This window comes from Cellulosimicrobium sp. Marseille-Q8652 (assembly GCF_965112045.1).
Genome location: NZ_CBCOPS010000001.1, coordinates 500,670 through 517,255 on the forward strand (window position 1 = coordinate 500,670; position 16,586 = coordinate 517,255).

13 protein-coding genes are annotated in these 16,586 nt (G+C 72.5%); all 13 read right to left on the reverse strand.

From position 1 onward, the window contains the following. Positions 1–25 precede the first annotated feature (25 nt). From nuoN to ACWPWV_RS02290, 13 genes are read right to left on the reverse strand one after another with little or no spacing between them, the layout of a single operon-like run. The gene (gene nuoN / locus ACWPWV_RS02230) at positions 26–1,852 is read right to left on the reverse strand and encodes an NADH-quinone oxidoreductase subunit NuoN (RefSeq protein WP_454041341.1); all 1,827 of its coding nucleotides are present in this window, start codon (positions 1,850–1,852) and stop codon (positions 26–28) included. After that, a complete protein-coding gene (locus ACWPWV_RS02235) occupies positions 1,849–3,516 on the reverse strand; it encodes an NADH-quinone oxidoreductase subunit M (RefSeq protein WP_454041342.1) in 1,668 nt (555 codons plus the stop codon). The genes nuoN and ACWPWV_RS02235 overlap by 4 nt, the downstream gene beginning before the upstream one ends. 8 nt (positions 3,517–3,524) lie before the next feature. After that, positions 3,525–5,528 carry an NADH-quinone oxidoreductase subunit L gene (gene nuoL, locus ACWPWV_RS02240; RefSeq protein ID WP_454041343.1) on the reverse strand — a complete coding sequence of 668 codons (2,004 nt, stop codon included), beginning with the start codon at positions 5,526–5,528 and terminating at the stop codon, positions 3,525–3,527. 13 nt (positions 5,529–5,541) lie between these two features. After that, on the reverse strand, positions 5,542–5,841 hold the full coding sequence (gene nuoK, locus ACWPWV_RS02245; RefSeq protein ID WP_435738708.1) for an NADH-quinone oxidoreductase subunit NuoK: 300 nt from the start codon (positions 5,839–5,841) through the stop codon (positions 5,542–5,544). Next, the gene (locus tag ACWPWV_RS02250; protein ID WP_454041344.1) at positions 5,841–6,746 is read right to left on the reverse strand and encodes an NADH-quinone oxidoreductase subunit J; all 906 of its coding nucleotides are present in this window, start codon (positions 6,744–6,746) and stop codon (positions 5,841–5,843) included. The genes nuoK and ACWPWV_RS02250 overlap by 1 nt, the downstream gene beginning before the upstream one ends. Continuing rightward, positions 6,743–7,468 (reverse strand): NADH-quinone oxidoreductase subunit NuoI, encoded by a 726-nt coding sequence (gene nuoI / locus ACWPWV_RS02255; RefSeq protein WP_454041345.1) that lies wholly within the window; start codon positions 7,466–7,468, stop codon positions 6,743–6,745. The genes ACWPWV_RS02250 and nuoI overlap by 4 nt, the downstream gene beginning before the upstream one ends. After that, positions 7,461–8,861 carry an NADH-quinone oxidoreductase subunit NuoH gene (gene nuoH, locus ACWPWV_RS02260; RefSeq protein WP_454041346.1) on the reverse strand — a complete coding sequence of 467 codons (1,401 nt, stop codon included), beginning with the start codon at positions 8,859–8,861 and terminating at the stop codon, positions 7,461–7,463. Before nuoH ends, nuoI begins: the two co-directional genes overlap by 8 nt. Continuing rightward, positions 8,858–11,548 (reverse strand): NADH-quinone oxidoreductase subunit G, encoded by a 2,691-nt coding sequence (locus ACWPWV_RS02265; RefSeq protein ID WP_454041347.1) that lies wholly within the window; start codon positions 11,546–11,548, stop codon positions 8,858–8,860. The genes nuoH and ACWPWV_RS02265 overlap by 4 nt, the downstream gene beginning before the upstream one ends. Continuing rightward, on the reverse strand, positions 11,548–12,921 hold the full coding sequence (gene nuoF / locus ACWPWV_RS02270) for an NADH-quinone oxidoreductase subunit NuoF (RefSeq protein WP_454041348.1): 1,374 nt from the start codon (positions 12,919–12,921) through the stop codon (positions 11,548–11,550). Before nuoF ends, ACWPWV_RS02265 begins: the two co-directional genes overlap by 1 nt. After that, a complete protein-coding gene (gene nuoE, locus ACWPWV_RS02275; protein WP_454041349.1) occupies positions 12,918–13,808 on the reverse strand; it encodes an NADH-quinone oxidoreductase subunit NuoE in 891 nt (296 codons plus the stop codon). The genes nuoF and nuoE overlap by 4 nt, the downstream gene beginning before the upstream one ends. Continuing rightward, the gene (locus tag ACWPWV_RS02280; protein ID WP_454041350.1) at positions 13,805–15,196 is read right to left on the reverse strand and encodes an NADH-quinone oxidoreductase subunit D; all 1,392 of its coding nucleotides are present in this window, start codon (positions 15,194–15,196) and stop codon (positions 13,805–13,807) included. The genes nuoE and ACWPWV_RS02280 overlap by 4 nt, the downstream gene beginning before the upstream one ends. Next, complete coding sequence (locus ACWPWV_RS02285; RefSeq protein WP_454041351.1) at positions 15,193–15,975, reverse strand: NADH-quinone oxidoreductase subunit C; 783 nt, start codon at positions 15,973–15,975, stop codon at positions 15,193–15,195. Before ACWPWV_RS02285 ends, ACWPWV_RS02280 begins: the two co-directional genes overlap by 4 nt. Further along, the gene (locus ACWPWV_RS02290) at positions 15,972–16,523 is read right to left on the reverse strand and encodes a NuoB/complex I 20 kDa subunit family protein (RefSeq protein ID WP_251153475.1); all 552 of its coding nucleotides are present in this window, start codon (positions 16,521–16,523) and stop codon (positions 15,972–15,974) included. Before ACWPWV_RS02290 ends, ACWPWV_RS02285 begins: the two co-directional genes overlap by 4 nt. Between the last annotated feature and the right edge of the window lie 63 nt (positions 16,524–16,586).

A 16,586-nucleotide genomic window follows, 5' to 3' on the forward strand; every position in this document is an offset into this window, starting at 1 on the left:
GCGGGCGGCCCAGGAGGAACGGAGGTCACGGGACGAACTTAACCGCCTCGGCCGCCAGATCGAGAACCGGGGACGGGAACACGCCCAGGACGAGCACGCCGAGCGCGCACAGGGCGATCGCCACGGTCGTCGGCCCGGTCGACCGGACGACGGTCACGCCGACGCCGCCGTCGGCGTCAGCACCCTCCTCGGCGGGGGGCGTGAAGAACATGAGGACGATGATCCGGACGTAGAAGAACACCGCCACGGCGGACGCGAGCACACCGACCACGGCGAGCACCCACGTGGAGCCGCCGCCGAGCCCGTCGGGTCCCGCGACGGCCGCGCCGAACGCCGTGAACTTGGCGATGAACCCCGCGGTGAGGGGGATGCCGGCCATCGAGAGCAGGAAGAGCGAGAACGCGCCCGCGAGCCACGGGCTGCGACGCCCCAGCCCCGCCCACTGCGCGAGGTGCGTCGCCTCGCCGAGGACGGCGCCGCCGTCGGGTGCGGTGCTGCGGGACGTGTTGTCCGGGACCTCTCCCGGCCGGTCGCCGCCGCCGGACGCCGCGGCGTCGCCGCCCGCGGTGAGCTCGCCCGCCGCCGCGCCCGAGCGGGCTCCCACGACGGCCGGCGCTGCCGCCGCTGCGGCGACCGGCGAGGGGGCCTTCTCCCGGACGAGCGTGACGACGGCGAACGCGCCGACCGTCGCGAGCCCGTAGACGAGCAGGTAGAAGACCGTCGCGCGCAGCGCGAGCTGGTTGAACCCGACGACGCCGACGAGGATGAATCCGGCGTGCGCGATCGACGAGTAGGCGAGCAGGCGCTTGACGTCGGTCTGCACGGCGCCGACCGCGGTGCCGATCACCATCGTGAGGAGCGCCACGACCCACAGCGCGACGAACAGGTCCTGGCGCAGGTCCGGCGCGCCGTACTCCAGGCCGATCGCGACGGAGTAGAGCACGCGCAGGAGGGCGCCGAACGCGGCCGCCTTGGTGCAGGCCGCCATGAACCCCGTGATCGGGGTGGGGGCGCCCTGGTAGACGTCCGGCGTCCACGCGTGGAACGGCGCGGCGCCGACCTTGAACAGCAGGCCGGCGAGGACCAGCAGCATCCCGGTGAGCACGAGGCCGGGCATGTCCGCGACCGGGCTCTCCCCCGTGGCGAGCGCCCGCTGGATCTGCGCGAGGTCCACGGAGCCGGCGTAGCCGTAGAGCAGGGCGACGCCGAAGATGAAGAGCGCCGACGCGAACGACCCGAGCAGGAAGTACTTGAACGACGCCTCCTGCGACAGGAGCCGGCGCCGGCGTGCCATCGCGGAGAGGACGTACAGGGGCAGCGAGAGCACCTCGAGCGCGACGAACATCACGAGGAGGTTGCCCGTCGCCGGGAAGATCATCATGCCGCCGACGGCGAAGAGCACGAGCGGGTAGACCTCGGTCTGCTCCAGGCCCTGGCGGCGCGCGAGGTCCTCGTACGGGGAGCCGGGCACGGCCGCCGCCGTCGGGGCGAAGGCGTCCTGCCCGGTCGACGTGCGGTCGGCGATGACGAGCAGCGCGAGGAACGCGAGGAGCACCACGGTGCCCTGGACGGCGAGTCCGAAGGCGTCGACGACCATCGACCCGCCGAGCACGCGGACGCCCGCGGCGCCCGTCGAGGGGTCGCCCTGCACCGCCGGGTCGCGCCAGAGCACGACGATCGCCGCGAACGACGCCGCTGTGGCGAGCAGCGCGAGCACGACCTGGGTCGTGCGGCGCACGCGTGCCGGGACGAACGCCTCGACGAGCACGCCGACCACGCCGGCGCCGAGCACCACGAGGATCGGGACGAGGTAGACCCAGTCGACCGTGGGGGCCACGAAGGAGTCGGTCACGACTCGCTCCCTTCTGCGGTGGTGGGCACGGCGGTGCCGACGACGGCGAGGCCGTCGAGGTCGGCGGCCGCGGCGTCGGACGGCACGTCGGACGCGAACGGGTCGGTCCGCGGCGGGTCCTCGACCCCGGCCGGAGCGAGGTCGGACAGCGTGACCTCGGCCGGCTCGTCGACGAGGTCGAGCGCGGGCGCCGGGTAGAACCCGAGCACGAGGAGCAGGGCGATCAGCGGCGCGACGACCCACTTCTCGCGCCCGCCGAGGTCCGGGAGCTGCTCGAGGCCCTCGCGGGTCGTGCCCGTGAACACCTTCTGGTACGTGAGCAGCACGTACAGGGCGGCGAGGACCACGCCGAGCACCGCGACGAGCGCCGCCCACGGGCTGCGGGTGAACGTGCCGAGGAGCACGAGGATCTCGCTGACGAACGTCGACAGGCCGGGCAGCGACAGCGCCGAGAGGCCCGCGACGAGGAACGTCCCGGCGAGCACGGGGACGACCCTCTGGAGACCGCCGTAGTCCGTGAGCCGTTGCGAGCGCTCCGGGTGCCGCGCCACGAGGAACCCGGCGAGCAGGAACAGCGCGCCCGTCGAGATGCCGTGGTTGACCATGTAGAGCGACGACCCGGCGACGCTCGTCGTGGTGAACGCGAAGATGCCGAGCACGATGAACCCGAAGTGCGACACCGACGTGTAGGCGATGAGGCGCATGAGGTCGCTCTGCCCGATCGCCATGAGCGCGCCGTAGAGGATCGACACGACCGCGAGGACGACGACGACGGGTGCCGCCCACGCGCTCGCGCTCGGGAAGAGCGGCAGGCACAGGGTGAGCATCCCGAAGGTGCCGACCTTGTCGAGCACACCGACGAGCAGCGTCGACGTGCCCGCCGGGGCGTGCTGCGCGGCGTCGGGCAGCCAGGTGTGGACCGGGAACAGCGGCGCCTTGATCGCGAAGGCGAGGAAGAAGCCCAGGAACAGCAGCCGCTCCGTGGTGACCGGCATCGGGTTCGCGGCGAGGTGCTCGACGAGGTTCGCGGTGAGGAAGCCCTGCGGCCCCCCCGGGCCGTGCAGGTAGAGCGCGATGACCGCCGCGAGCATGATGAGCCCGCCCGCGAGCGAGAAGAGCAGGAACTTCACGGCCGCGTAGCGCCGCCGCGCCCCCACGCCGAACCCGCCGATCATGAAGTAGACGGGGATGAGCATCGCCTCGAAGAGGACGTAGAAGAGGAACACGTCGCGCGCGACGAACACCGCGACCATGAACGCCTCGAGGAGCAGCACGAGCGCGAGGTAGTGGCGCAGGCGGCGCACGTCGCCCTCCTGCTCCTTCCACGCGGCACCGACGACGAGCGGGACGAGCACGACGGCGAGCGCGACGAGCGCGAGCGCCACCCCGTCGGCGCCCACCGCGTAGCTCGCGCCGATCTGCGGGATCCACGCGTACGTCTCGGCGAGCTGGACCGTGCCGGACGCCGCGGTGTCGAACGCGGTGAAGGCACCGACGAGCAGGGCGACCTCGACGAGCGCGGTGCCGAGCGCGATGCCGCGCACCGCGCGCAGGGCACCGGTGCCGACGCCGCGCGTGCGGGCCGCGGCGGTGAGCCACACCGCGGCGGCGCCGACGACGGGCCACGCGACGAGGACGGTGAGCCAGGGGAAGCCGTTCATCATGAGTCTCCTCAGCTCGCGGTGCCGGTGGTCAGGGCGAGGACGACGGCGGCGATGACGACGAGCCCGCCGAGCATGGTCGCGCCGTAGGAGCGGACGTAGCCGTTCTGCCAGCCGCGCAGCCACTCGCCGGTCTTCCCGACGAGGCCCGCGAGGCCGAGCCACCCGCCGTCGACCATCTCCTTGTCCGCGTAGACGAGAGACCGGGTCAGGTACTGGCCGGGCCGCATGAAGACGGTCTCGTTGACGTCGTCCTGGTAGAGGTCACGACGGGCGGCGCGCGTGAGCACGGTGCCGCGCGGCGCCTGCACCGGGACGAGCGAGACCACGTACTGCCGCCACGCGAGCAGGAGGCCTGCGAGGACCAGGAGCAGCGTGAGCGCGATGAGCGACCACACCGGCAGCACCGGCTCGTGGTGCTCGGCGTGCCCCGTCACGGGCTCGAGCCAGTCGACGAACCGCGATCCGGCGGCGAGGAACCACCCGAGCCCGACCGAGCCCACCGCGAGGACGATCATGGGCCACGTCATGAGCCGCGGGGACTCGTGCGGGTGCTGCACCGGCCCGTCCTGCGCCCCGAGGCCGTCGACGTCGCCGCGACCGTCGTTCCAGCGCCGACGTCCGAGGAACGTCATGAAGAACAGGCGCGACATGTAGAACGCGGTGATCCCGGCGCCGATCAGCGCCGCGCCGCCGAACACCCAGGCCCGCCAGGGCGCGCCGTCGACGGGCACGAACGCGGCCTCGATGATCTTGTCCTTGCTCCAGAAGCCCGAGAACGGCGGGATGCCGAGGATCGCGAGCCAGCCCATCATGAACGTGATCCACGTGACCTTCATGAACCGCGAGAGGCCGCCGAACCGGCGCATGTCGACCTGGTCGCCCATGCCGTGCATGACCGAGCCGGCGCCGAGGAACATGCCCGCCTTGAAGAAGCCGTGGGTCACGAGGTGGAAGATCGCGAACGCGTAGCCGATCGGCCCGAGCCCCGCGGCGAGGATCATGTAGCCGATCTGCGACATCGTCGAGGCGGCGAGCGCCTTCTTGATGTCGTCCTTCGCGCAGCCGACGACCGCCCCGAAGATCAGCGTCACGGCACCGACGACCACCACGACGAGCTGCGCGGTCGGCGCGCCCTCGAAGACCGGCGCGGACCGGACCACGAGGTAGACGCCCGCGGTGACCATCGTGGCGGCGTGGATGAGGGCCGAGACCGGCGTCGGGCCGGCCATCGCGTCACCGAGCCACGCCTGCAGCGGGAACTGCGCCGACTTGCCGCACGCGGCGAGCAGCAGGGCCAGGCCGGTCGCGGTGAGGAGCGCGGTCGACGCCTGCGGCGCCTCGGCGAAGACCGTCGTGAAGTCCACCGCGCCGAACGTCGCGAACATGAGCATGAGCGCGACGATGAGCCCGATGTCGCCCACGCGGTTCATGACGAACGCCTTCTTGGCGGCCACCGCGTAGTCGCGGCGGTGGTTCCAGAACCCGATGAGCAGGTACGACGCGAGGCCCACGCCCTCCCACCCCACGAACAGCAGGAGGTAGGAGTCGGCGAGGACGAGCACGAGCATCGCCGCGACGAACAGGTTGAGGTACGCGAAGAACCGGCGGCGGTCGACGTCGTGCTCCATGTACGCGACCGCGTACACGTGGATGAGCGTGCCGACGAAGGTCACGAGCAGCACGAACGTCATCGAGAGCGGGTCGATGCGCAGGCCGGCCGCGACGTCGAGACCGCCGGCGGCGATCCAGTCGAAGAGCCGGTAGTCCACGACCCGCTCGTCCGCGGGGAGGGACAGCATCGACACGAAGACCCAGGCGCCCACGAGGAACGCCGCGCCGGACATCGCCACGCCGAACCACGCGCCCCACCGGTCGCTGCGGCGCCCGGCGAGCAGGAGGACCGCCGCGCCGAGCAGCGGGAGCACGACGAGCAGCGGCGCGGCGAGGAACGGGCCGGGGACGACCGTGCTGGCGGGCACGATCGTGGACTCGAGGGGCAGGAGCGTCGTCATCGGTGCCGACCTCTCAGCTCTTCAGCAGGTTGACGTCGTCGACCGAGGCGGACCGACGCGTGCGGAAGATGGACACGATGATCGCGAGGCCCACGACGACCTCGGCGGCCGCGACGACCATGACGAAGAACGCGAGCACCTGCCCGGTCACGTCGCCGTGGATGCGCGCGAACGTCACGAGCGCGAGGTTCGTGGCGTTGAGCATGAGCTCGATGCCCATGAACACGATGATCGCGTTGCGCCGCAGGAGCACCGTCGCGGCGCCGATCGAGAACAGGATCGTCGCGAGCACGAGGTAGTTCGTGATCTCCATCAGGCCTCATCTCCGAGGGTGCGGGTCCGGCCCGGGTCGTCGGGTCCCGACACGTCGCCGGCCGGAGGTGCGTCGGCCGGCTCCGCCGCGACGGTCCGTTCGTTCGCGTCGCCCGCGCGCAGCGCGGGGAGCGCTCGCTGCGGCTCGTGCTCGACGAGGACCTCGCGCTCGGCGGCGAGGATCGTCCCCGCCGAGCGCTCCTGCCCGCGGATCCGCAGGATGCGCGAGACGGACTCCTCGATCGGGCGTCCCGCGGCGTCGAGCGCGGGCGTGTCCATCGCGTTGTTCTGCGCGTAGACGCCGGGCGCGGCGAGCGGCGTGAGGCGACCGCCCGACGGCAGCGCCGCGACCTTCGCGTCGGCCTGCTCGCGCTGGCCCACCTTCGGCACGAGGCGACGGCGGTGCGTGAGCACGAGGGCCGAGACGGCGGCCGTGACCAGCAGGATGCCGACGACCTCCATCGCGAACACGTAGTCGGCGAACAGGACGCGCGCCAGGGCCACGGGGTTCGTCGCCTCGTTGGCCGCGGCGAGACCGATGGCCGGAGGGAACGTCGCCTGCGTGACGACGCCCACGAGCACGGCGCCCAGACCGAGCCCCAGCAGCACGCCGATCCACCGCTGCCCGCGGATGGTCTCGACGAGCGAGTCGGACGCGTCGACGCCCACGAGCATGAGGACGAAGAGGAACAGCATCATCACGGCGCCCGTGTACACGACGACCTGCACGACCCCGAGGAACGACGCCTCCTGGGCGATGTAGAGGATCGCGAGGTCGACCATGACGAACATGACCGCGATCGCCGCGTGCACCGCCTTGCGCGCGAAAAGCAACGAGAGGGCTGCCAGGACCATGAGGGGGGCGAGGACCCAGAAGAGGGCCGCCTCGCCCGCGCTCGCGGTCACCGGGCAGCCTTCCGGTCACGACCGGCGCGGGCCGCGTGCTCGACGCGGCGGACCTCGGGCGCCGGGCCGGACGGCTCGGGCGGGAGCGTCGGGTCGTCCGGGCGGTGCTCGCGCACCCACGCCACCTGCTCGGCCACCGGGCCGCTCACCTCCCCGCGGTAGTACTCCGTGTCGGTCGTGCCCGGCACCATCGGGTGCGGTGCGGCGAGCATGCCCTGCTCCAGCGGCGCGAGGAGGTCCTCCTTCTCCCAGATCATCCCCTCGCGCGTCGGGCCGGCGAGCTCGTACTCGTTCGTCATCGTCAGCGCGCGCGTGGGGCACGCCTCGATGCAGAGCCCGCAGAAGATGCAGCGCAGGTAGTTGATCTGGTAGACGCGGCCGTACCGCTCGCCCGGCGACATGTTCTCGCCCTCGGGGAGGTCGGCGTTGTCGGCGCCTTCGACGTAGATCGCGTCGGCGGGGCACGCCCACGCGCACAGCTCGCACCCGATGCACTTCTCCAGGCCGTCCGCGTAGCGGTTGAGCTGGTGCCGCCCGTGGTAGCGCGGCTTCGGCGCGTGCTTCTTCCGCGGGTACTGCTCGGTGACCGTCGGGCGGAACATCGACGAGAACGTCACGCCGAAGCCCGCGACGGGCGCGAGCGCCTCGCGCAGGCCCGAGGCCTGCGGGCGCAGGGGCCGGTACTCCCCCGGTGCTGCGGACTGCTGGTCGTCGTCAGCCACGGTCGACCTCCTTGTCGTGGGGCGCTGCGGGACGGGTGCCGGACGACCCCGCCTCCGCGGGCGAGCGGTCGTCGTCGGGCACGAGGGCACGACGGCGCGGGGACGGCGGGAGCGACTGGCCCGGCAGCGGCGGGACGGGGAACCCGCCCGCGAACGCGTCGAACGGCTCGGCGGCCCCACGGGCGCCCGACGCAGCGGGCCGGGCGGCGCCGGCAGGTGCCGGTGGCGCCTTCTTCTCGGGCCAGAACCACGTGATCGCGACGATCACGAGCGCGAGCCCCACGCCGACCCCGATCACGGTGCGCGTGTCGACGTCGCCGAACTGGCGCACGCCCTGGACGACCGACAGGAGCACGACCCAGCCGAGCGCGACGGGGATGAGCACCTTCCAGCCGAAGGTCATGAACTGGTCGTAGCGCAGCCGAAGGAGCGTGCCGCGGACCCACACGAAGACGAACATGAAGGCCCACATCTTCACGAGGAACCAGAGGATCGGCCACCAGCCCTCGTTGAACATCCCGTCGTTGATCGCCGACAGCGGCCAGGGTGCGCGCCAGCCGCCGAAGAACAGCGTCGTCGCGATCGCCGAGACGTTGATCATGTTGATGTACTCCGCGAGGAAGAACCACGCGAACTTCATCGACGAGTACTCGGTCATGTAGCCGGACACGAGCTCGCCCTCGGCCTCGGGCAGGTCGAACGGCAGGCGGTTCGTCTCGCCGATCATCGAGATGACGTAGATGACGAACGCCGGCAGGAGCGGCAGCGCCCACCACAGCGGCGTCTGGGAGTCGACGATCTGCGACGTCGACATCGACCCCGCCATGATGAACACCGAGACGAGCGACAGGCCCATCGCGAGCTCGTAGCTGATGACCTGCGCCGTCGAGCGCACCGAGCCGAGCAGCGGGTACGTCGATCCCGACGACCAGCCGCCGAGCACGATCCCGTACACGCCGAGCGCGGCGCAGGCGAGGATGTACAGCACCGCGACGGGGAAGTCGGTGAGCTGCGCCGGCGTCACGTAGTCCGTGAACGGGATGCGCACCTCGGGCCCGAACGGGATGACGGCGAACACGAGCAGCGAGCAGAACACCGAGATCATCGGCGCGAGCAGGTAGACGAACTTGTCCGCGGCCTTGACCGTGATGTCCTCCTTGAGCAGGAGCTTCATCGCGTCGGCGAGCGACTGGAGCAGGCCGAACGGGCCGTGCACGTTCGGGCCCGGGCGCACCTGCATGCGCGCGACGACCTTGCGCTCGAACCAGATCGCGAGCAGCACGCTCGTCAGCAGGAAGACGATGATGAGCACCGCCTTGACCAGGTAGGTCCAGCCGTTGTCCTGCGAGAAGTCGGCCGCGATGCCGGGCACGTCAGGTGTCTCGAACCTCATGACCGCTCCCCTCCCTCGGTACCCGTTCGCGCGACGTCGACCGACGCCTCCGCGGGCGCGAGCGTCACGACGTCGCCCGGCACCGCGCCGAGCGTCGCGTGCACCTGCGACCCCGCGGAGCGCAGCGGGAGCCACACGACGTGGTCGACCATGTCCGTCACGACGACCGGCAGCGTGATCGCCCCGCGGTCGGTGCCGACGCGCACGAGCTCGCCGTCGAACACGTCCACCGCGGCCGCGGTCGTCGCGGACATCCGGGCGACCGGTCGTTTCGCCGTCCCGGCGAGGTAGCGCTCGCCGTCCTGGCCGCGCCCGTCGTCGAGCAGCAGGCGCCAGCTCGCGAGCACCGCGGTGCCCGGGGCGACGGCAGGCGGCTCGGCGGCCGGCACGTCCGGGGCGGCGACGCGCTCGCCGTCCCACGCGTCGAGCCGACCGAGCTCGGCGCGCACGGCGTCCGCCGTCGGCAGACCGAGGCCGACGCCCGCGGCGTCGGCGAGGGCGTCGAGCACGCGGTGGTCCGTCATCGCGGTCGACGCGAGCGCCGCCGGGAACGTTCGCAGTCGGCCCTCCCAGCTCCAGAACGACCCCGCCCGCTCGACGGGCGGCGCGACGGGCAGGACCACGTCCGCGAGCTCGGTGACGGCCGAGCGGCGCACCTCGAGGCTCACGACGACGTCGGCCGCCTCGAGCGCGCGGCGCGCGTGCACCGGGTCGGGCAGGTCGGCGAGCTCGAGCCCGCCCACGAGCACGCCCGCGAGCTGACCGACCGACAGCGCGTCGAGCATCTCCGTGACGTCGCGGCCGGTCGTGGCGGGCACGTCCGCGGCGTCGACGCCCCAGAGGCGCGCGACGTCCGCACGGGCGGCCGCGTCGGCCACCGGTCGCGCGCCGGGCAGCAGGTTCGGCAGCGTGCCGACCTCGACGCCGCCGCGCTCCCCCGCACGACGCGGCACCCAGGCGAGCCGGGCACCCGTGGCGGCCGCGGCGCGCAGCACGGCGCTGTAGCCGCCGGGGGTCGCGGCGAGCCGCTCCCCCACGAGGATCACCGCGCCGGGCCTGCGCAGCGCGTCGCTCGCGTCGGCGAGAGAGTCCTCGGGGCCTGCCGCCTCGTCGAGCGTGCGGACCCGGTCGCCCGCGGCGATGCCGTCGAGCCACTCGGCCTCGGTCCCGGGCGCGGCCGGGAGCAGCGTGCCCTCCATGCGCTCGAGGCCCCGCGACGCGTACGGCGCGACGGAGAACACGCGCACGCCGTGCTGCACCGCACCCTTGCGCAGCCGCAGGAACGTGACGCCCGCCTCCTCCTCCGCCTCGAGTCCGACGAGGAGGACGGCCGGGGCCTTCTCCAGCTCGGTGAACGTCACGCCGATCCCGTGGCCGGCGACGGCGTGCGCGAGGAAGTCGGCCTCCTCGGCGCTGTGCGCACGGGCGCGGTGGTCGACGTCGTTCGTCCGGAGCAGGACGCGGGCGACCTTGGCGTAGGCGTACGCGTCCTCGACCGTGAGGCGGCCACCGGGCAGGACCCCGACGCCGCCCGCGTCGCGCGCCGCGACGAGGGCCTGCGCGGCGAGCTCGAGCGCCTCGGCCCACGACGCCGGCCGCAGCTCACCGCGGGTGACGGTCCCGTCGGGAGCCACCTCGCGGTCGCGCACGAGCGGGTGCGTCAGGCGGTCGGGCGCCGACTGCCACGTGAACGCGAAACGGTCCTTGTCGGTGATCCACTCCTCGTTGACCAGCGGGTCGTCGCCCGCGAGACGCCGGAGCACGACGCCGCGGCGGTGGTCCACGCGGATCGCGCTGCCGCACGCGTCGTGCTCGCCGACCGACGGCGTCGAGACGAGGTCGAACGGGCGCGAGCGGAACCGGTAGGCGGCCCCCGTGAGCGCGCCCACCGGGCAGATCTGGACGGTGTTGCCGGAGAAGTACGACGCGAACGGCTGGCCCGACTCGTCCTCGAGGGCGAGCCCCACCGGGCGGTCGCCGGGCATCTCGCCCGCGGGCGGCGCGAAGTCCAGGACGGCCTCGTCGAACCGGCCGATCTGCTGCGCGGCCCCGCGCTTCTGCAGGTCGATGAACGCGTCGCCCGCGATCTCCTTCGAGAAGCGCGTGCACCGCTGGCACAGGACGCAGCGCTCACGGTCGAGCAGGATCGTCGTCGACACCGAGATCGGCTTGGGGAACGTGCGCTTGACGTCCACGAACCGGCTCGTCGCGCGCCCGTTGCTCATCGCCTGGTTCTGCAGGGGGCACTCGCCGCCCTTGTCGCACACCGGGCAGTCGAGCGGGTGGTTGATGAGCAGCATCTCCATGATCCCGTGCTGCGCCTTGTCGGCGACAGGGCTCGTGCGCTGCGTCTTCACCACCATGCCCGGCGTGACCTCGAGCGTGCACGACGCCTGCGGCTTCGGCATGGGCCGCAGGTTGCCCTCGCGGTCCGGCGTCGCGACCTCGACGAGGCACTGGCGGCACGCGCCGGCCGGGGCCAGGAGGGGGTGGTCGCAGAACCGCGGGATCTGGATCCCGATCTGCTCCGCCGCGCGGATGACGAGCGTGCCCTTCGGCACGGCCATCTCGATGTCGTCGATCGTGAACGACACCTGGTCCGCGGGCGGCGCCGGCTGTGACGGCTGTGACGGCACTGCGGGCTGCCCCTCTCCGGCGCCGGAGGTGGCCGGGGTGGTCGTCGTCATCAGTGCACTCCTGCCGTCAGGGCGCGCGCGGCGGCCGGTCGCGGGGTGTAGTCGAACAGCGCCGCGGCGGACGGGTCGAACGGGCACCCGTGCCCGGTGATGTGCGCCTCGTACTCGTCGCGGAACAGCTCGATGCTGCTCGTCACGGGCGACGTCGCGCCGTCGCCCAGCGCGCAGAACGCACGCCCCAGGATGTTGTCGCACGTGTCGAGCAGCAGGTCGAGGTCACCTGGGGTGCCCTGGCCCGCCTCGATGCGGGCGAGCACCTGCTTCATCCAGTACGTCCCCTCGCGGCACGGCGTGCACTTGCCGCACGACTCGTGCGCGTAGAAGTCCGTCCAGCGGCTCACCGCACGCACGACGCACGTCGTCTCGTCGAAGAGTTGCAGAGCACGCGTGCCGAGCATGGAGCCGGCCTTCGCGACCGACTCGTAGTCGAGCGGGGTGTCGAGGTGCGCGTCCGTGAAGAGCGGCGTCGACGACCCGCCCGGGGTCCAGAACTTCAGCGCCTTGCCGCCGCGCATCCCGCCCGCGAGGTCGAGCAGCTCGCGCAGCGTCGTGCCCAGCGGCGCCTCGTACTGCCCGGGCCGCGTGACGTGGCCCGAGAGCGAGAAGAGGCCGAACCCGGCCGAGCGCTCCGTGCCCATCGACGTGAACCAGTCCGCGCCGCGCGCCACGATCGACGGCACGCTCGCGATCGACTCCACGTTGTTCACGACGGTCGGACGCGCGTACAGGCCCGCGACCGCCGGGAACGGCGGCTTGAGCCGCGGCTGCCCGCGCAGCCCCTCGAGCGAGTCGAGCAGCGCCGTCTCCTCGCCGCAGATGTACGCCCCGGCCCCCGCGTGCACCGTGACGTCGAGGTCGAAGCCCGACCCGAGGACGTCCGTGCCGAGGTACCCGGCCTCGTACGCCTCCTCGACCGCGCGCAGCAGGCGCCGGTACACGTGCAGCACCTCGCCGCGCACGTAGATGAACGCGTGCCGGCACCCGATCGCGTAGGACGTGATCGCCACGCCCTCCACGAGCGCCTGCGGGCTCGCCATCATGAGCGGGATGTCCTTGCACGTCCCCGGCTCCGACTCGTCCGCGTTGACGACGAGGTAGCGCGGCCCGCCGTCGGGCGCGGGCAGGAAGCCCCACTTCATCCCCGTCGGGAACCCCGCACCGCCGCGCCCCCGCAGGCCGGAGGCCTTGACGGTCTCGACGATCGCCGCCGGCTCCTGGGCCAGCGCCGCGCGCAGCCCGTCGTAGCCGCCGCGGTCGGTGTATGACGCGAGCGTCCACGACCGGTCCGCGTCCCACGTGTCCGACAGGACCGGGGTCAGCGGGTCCGTCCTCGGGCGCTGCACGCCGCTCTGCTGCTCGCTCATGCGTCCGTCCCCTTCGACGCGTCGGGCTTGGCCTCGGGCGTCCCGGGCTTGCCGCCCGGGTCGACGTCGGCGTCGGTCGTGGGTGCGCGCTCGGCGCTGGACTGCTCCTCGCCTGCAGCCGGCTCACCGTCGGCCGGGGTGGCGGAGTCGCCTTCGGCGGGCACCGGGGCGTCGGGGGTGGGGGCGGTCCAGTCGTGCTCGCGTGCCAGGCGCAGGCCCGCGAGGGTGGGCTCGCCGGCGCCGACGCCCTCGTCGGCGCGGCCGTCGGAGAAGCCCGCGAGGACGCGGCTCATCTGCTTGAAGGAGCACACGCTGGCCGCACCGCGGGTCGGGGCCACCTGCTCGCCCGCGCGGAGGCGGTCGACGACGTCGGTCGCGGTCTGCGGGGTCTGGTTGTCGAAGAACTCCCAGTTGACCATCATGACCGGCGCGTAGTCGCAGGCCGCGTTGCACTCGACGCGCTCGAGGGTGATCGCGCCGTCGTCGGTCGTCTCGTCGTGACCGACGCCCAGGTGCTCCGAGAGCTCGTCGAAGATCGCGTCGCCGCCCATGATCGCGCAGAGCGTGTTGGTGCAGACGCCCACGGTGTAGGTGCCGTTGGGGTGGCGCTTGTACTGGGTGTAGAACGTCGCGACGGCGGAGACCTCCGCTGCCGTGAGGTCGAGCTGCTCGGCGCAGAAGAGGATCCCGTCGCGCGAGACGTAGCCGTCCTCGGCCTGCACGAGGTGCAGCATCGGCAGGAGCGCCGAGCGCGCCTGCGGGTAGCGCGCGACGATCTGCGCGGCGTCCGACGCGAGGCGCGCGTGCGTCTCGGAGTCGTAGCCCGGGCGCGAGCGGGGACCGCCCGCGGGCGACCCGTTCGTCGCGCGTCCGGCGTCGATCGTCATCGGTCCACCCCTCCCAGCACCGGGTCCAGTGACGCGACGGCGACGACGACGTCGGCGACCTGGCCGCCCTCGCACATCGCGGCCACGGCCTGGAGGTTGTTGAACGACGGGTCGCGGAAGTGCGCGCGGTAGGGGCGCGTCCCGCCGTCGGACACGAGGTGCACGCCGAGCTCGCCGCGCGGGTGCTCCACCGTCTGCCACGCCTGGCCCACGGGGACCCGGAAGCCCTCCGTGACCAGCTTGAAGTGGTGGATCAGGGCCTCCATCGAGGTGCCCATGATCTCCTTGATGTGCTCGAGCGAGTTGCCCTGGCCGTCGGAGCCGATCGCGAGCTGCGCGGGCCAGGCGATCTTGCGGTCGCCGACCATGACGGGCTGGCCCGCCGTGGCCTCGAGGCGCTCGAGGCACTGCTCGACGATGCGCAGCGACTGGTAGCACTCCTCGAGCCGCAGCACGACGCGGTCGTAGCAGTCGGCGCCCTGCGACGTCGGGACGTCGAAGTCGTACGTCTCGTAGCCGCAGTACGGGTCGGTCTTGCGCACGTCGTACGGCAGGCCCGTCGACCGCAGCACCGGGCCCGTGATGCCGAGGGCCATGCAGCCCGCGAGGTTGAGGTGCCCCACGCCGACGAGACGGCCCTTGAAGATCGGGTTCGCGAGCATGAGGTCGCCGAGCTGGCCCAGGTAGCGGCGGATCAGGGGCTCCGCCTCGCGGACCTGCTCCACGATGTCGGGCGGCACGTCCTGCGCCACGCCTCCGGGGCGCACGTACGCGTGGTTCATGCGCAGGCCCGTGATCGCCTCGAAGATCTTGAGGATCTCCTCGCGCGCCGTGAAGCCGACGGTCATGACCGTCGTGGCGCCCATCTCGTTGCCGCCCGTGCCGAGGCACACGAGGTGCGACGCGATGCGGTTGAGCTCCATGACGAGCACGCGGATCACGCTGGCGCGCTCGGGCACGTCGTCCGTGATGCCGAGGAGCTTCTCGACCGCGAGGCAGTACGCCGTCTCCTGGAAGAACGGCGCGAGGTAGTCCATGCGCGTGCAGAACGTGACGCCCTGCGTCCACGTCCGGAACTCCATGTTCTTCTCGATGCCCGTGTGCAGGTAGCCGATGCCGCACCGCGCCTCGGTGACGGTCTCCCCGTCGATCTCGAGCATCAGGCGCAGCACGCCGTGGGTCGACGGGTGCTGCGGCCCCATGTTGACGACGATGCGCTCCTCGCCGAGCGCCGCCGCGGCGACGGCGCTCTCCGCGATCTCCGCCCAGTCGCCGCCCGACGCCTCGAAGCTCGGGACGCCCTGCTCGAAGTCGCCCTCGGGCGGCCGCGTCGAACGGGGTGTCGCGTGCGGGCCCGAAGGGGGAGCCCCGGTGGTGTGCGTGCTCACGAGTACGACCTCCTCGTGTCCGGCGGGGGGACGGTCGCGCCCTTGTACTCGACCGGGATCCCGCCGAGCGGGTAGTCCTTGCGCTGCGGGTGGCCGGGCCAGTCGTCGGGCATCTCGATGCGCGCGAGCGACGGGTGCCCGTCGAAGACGATGCCGAAGAAGTCCCACGTCTCGCGCTCGTGCCAGTCGTTCGTCGGGTAGACCGACGTGGTCGACGGGACGTGCGGGTCGGCGTCGGGGACGGCGACCTCGAGGCGCAGCCGGCGCCCGTGCGTGATCGACGTCAGGTGGTACAGCGCGTGGAGCTCGCGGCCGACGTCGTGCGGGAAGTGCACGCCGCTCACGCCGAGGCTCAGCTCGAAGCGCAGGTCCTGGTCGTCGCGCAGGGCACGGCACACCTCGACGAGGTGGTCCCGGTGCACGTGCAGCGTCAGCTCCCCGTGCCGGCCCGGAGGGTCCACGCTCACGTACTCGACGGCGTCGGCGATCGACGTGCCGGCCTCGGCGAGCACCTGCGCGAGGACGTCGACGACGTCGTCGAACCAGCCGCCGTACGGGCGCGGGGTCGCGCCGGGCATCGCGACGGGCTGCACGAGGCCGCCGTAGCCCGACGTGTCTCCCGAGCCCTGCGCCCCGAACATCCCCGAGCGCACCTCGACGACGTCGAGCGTGCGCGGCGCCTCGGCGCCGGTGACGAGCTCGCCCGCGCGCGGGCCCTGGACCTCCTCGGGCTGCGGCACCGGCTTCGCGCCGCCGCCCGGGCCCGTCGTCGCGCTCACCGGAGCAGCCCCTTCATCTGGAAGGTGGGGGTGGCCTCGAGCGCGGCCGCCTCGGCGGCACGTGCCGCCTCCTTGCGGTTGGCGCCCAGCGGCTCGTCGCCGATCTGCTCGTGCAGCGCGAGGATCGCGTTGATGAGCATCTCGGGGCGCGGCGGGCACCCGGGCAGGTAGATGTCGACCGGGACGACGTGGTCGACGCCCTGCACGATCGCGTAGTTGTTGAACATCCCGCCGCTCGACGCGCACACGCCCATCGACAGGACCCACTTGGGCTCGCTCATCTGGTCGTAGACCTGGCGCACGACGGGCGCCATCTTCTGGCTCACGCGTCCGGCGACGATCATGAGGTCGGCCTGGCGCGGCGACGCGCGGAAGACCTCCATGCCGAAGCGCGACAGGTCGAAGCGCGAGGCGCCCGCGGCCATCATCTCGATCGCGCAGCACGCGAGCCCGAACGTCACGGGCCACAGCGAGGCCTTGCGGAAGTACCCGGCGAGGTCCTCGATGGTCGTGAGCAAGAAGCCTGAAGGAGCTTCCTCGATCCCCATGGTTGTTCTCCTAGCCCATCGTCGGTCGCGCGTGCGGCTCGTGCCGCGGACAGGTGCAGATGA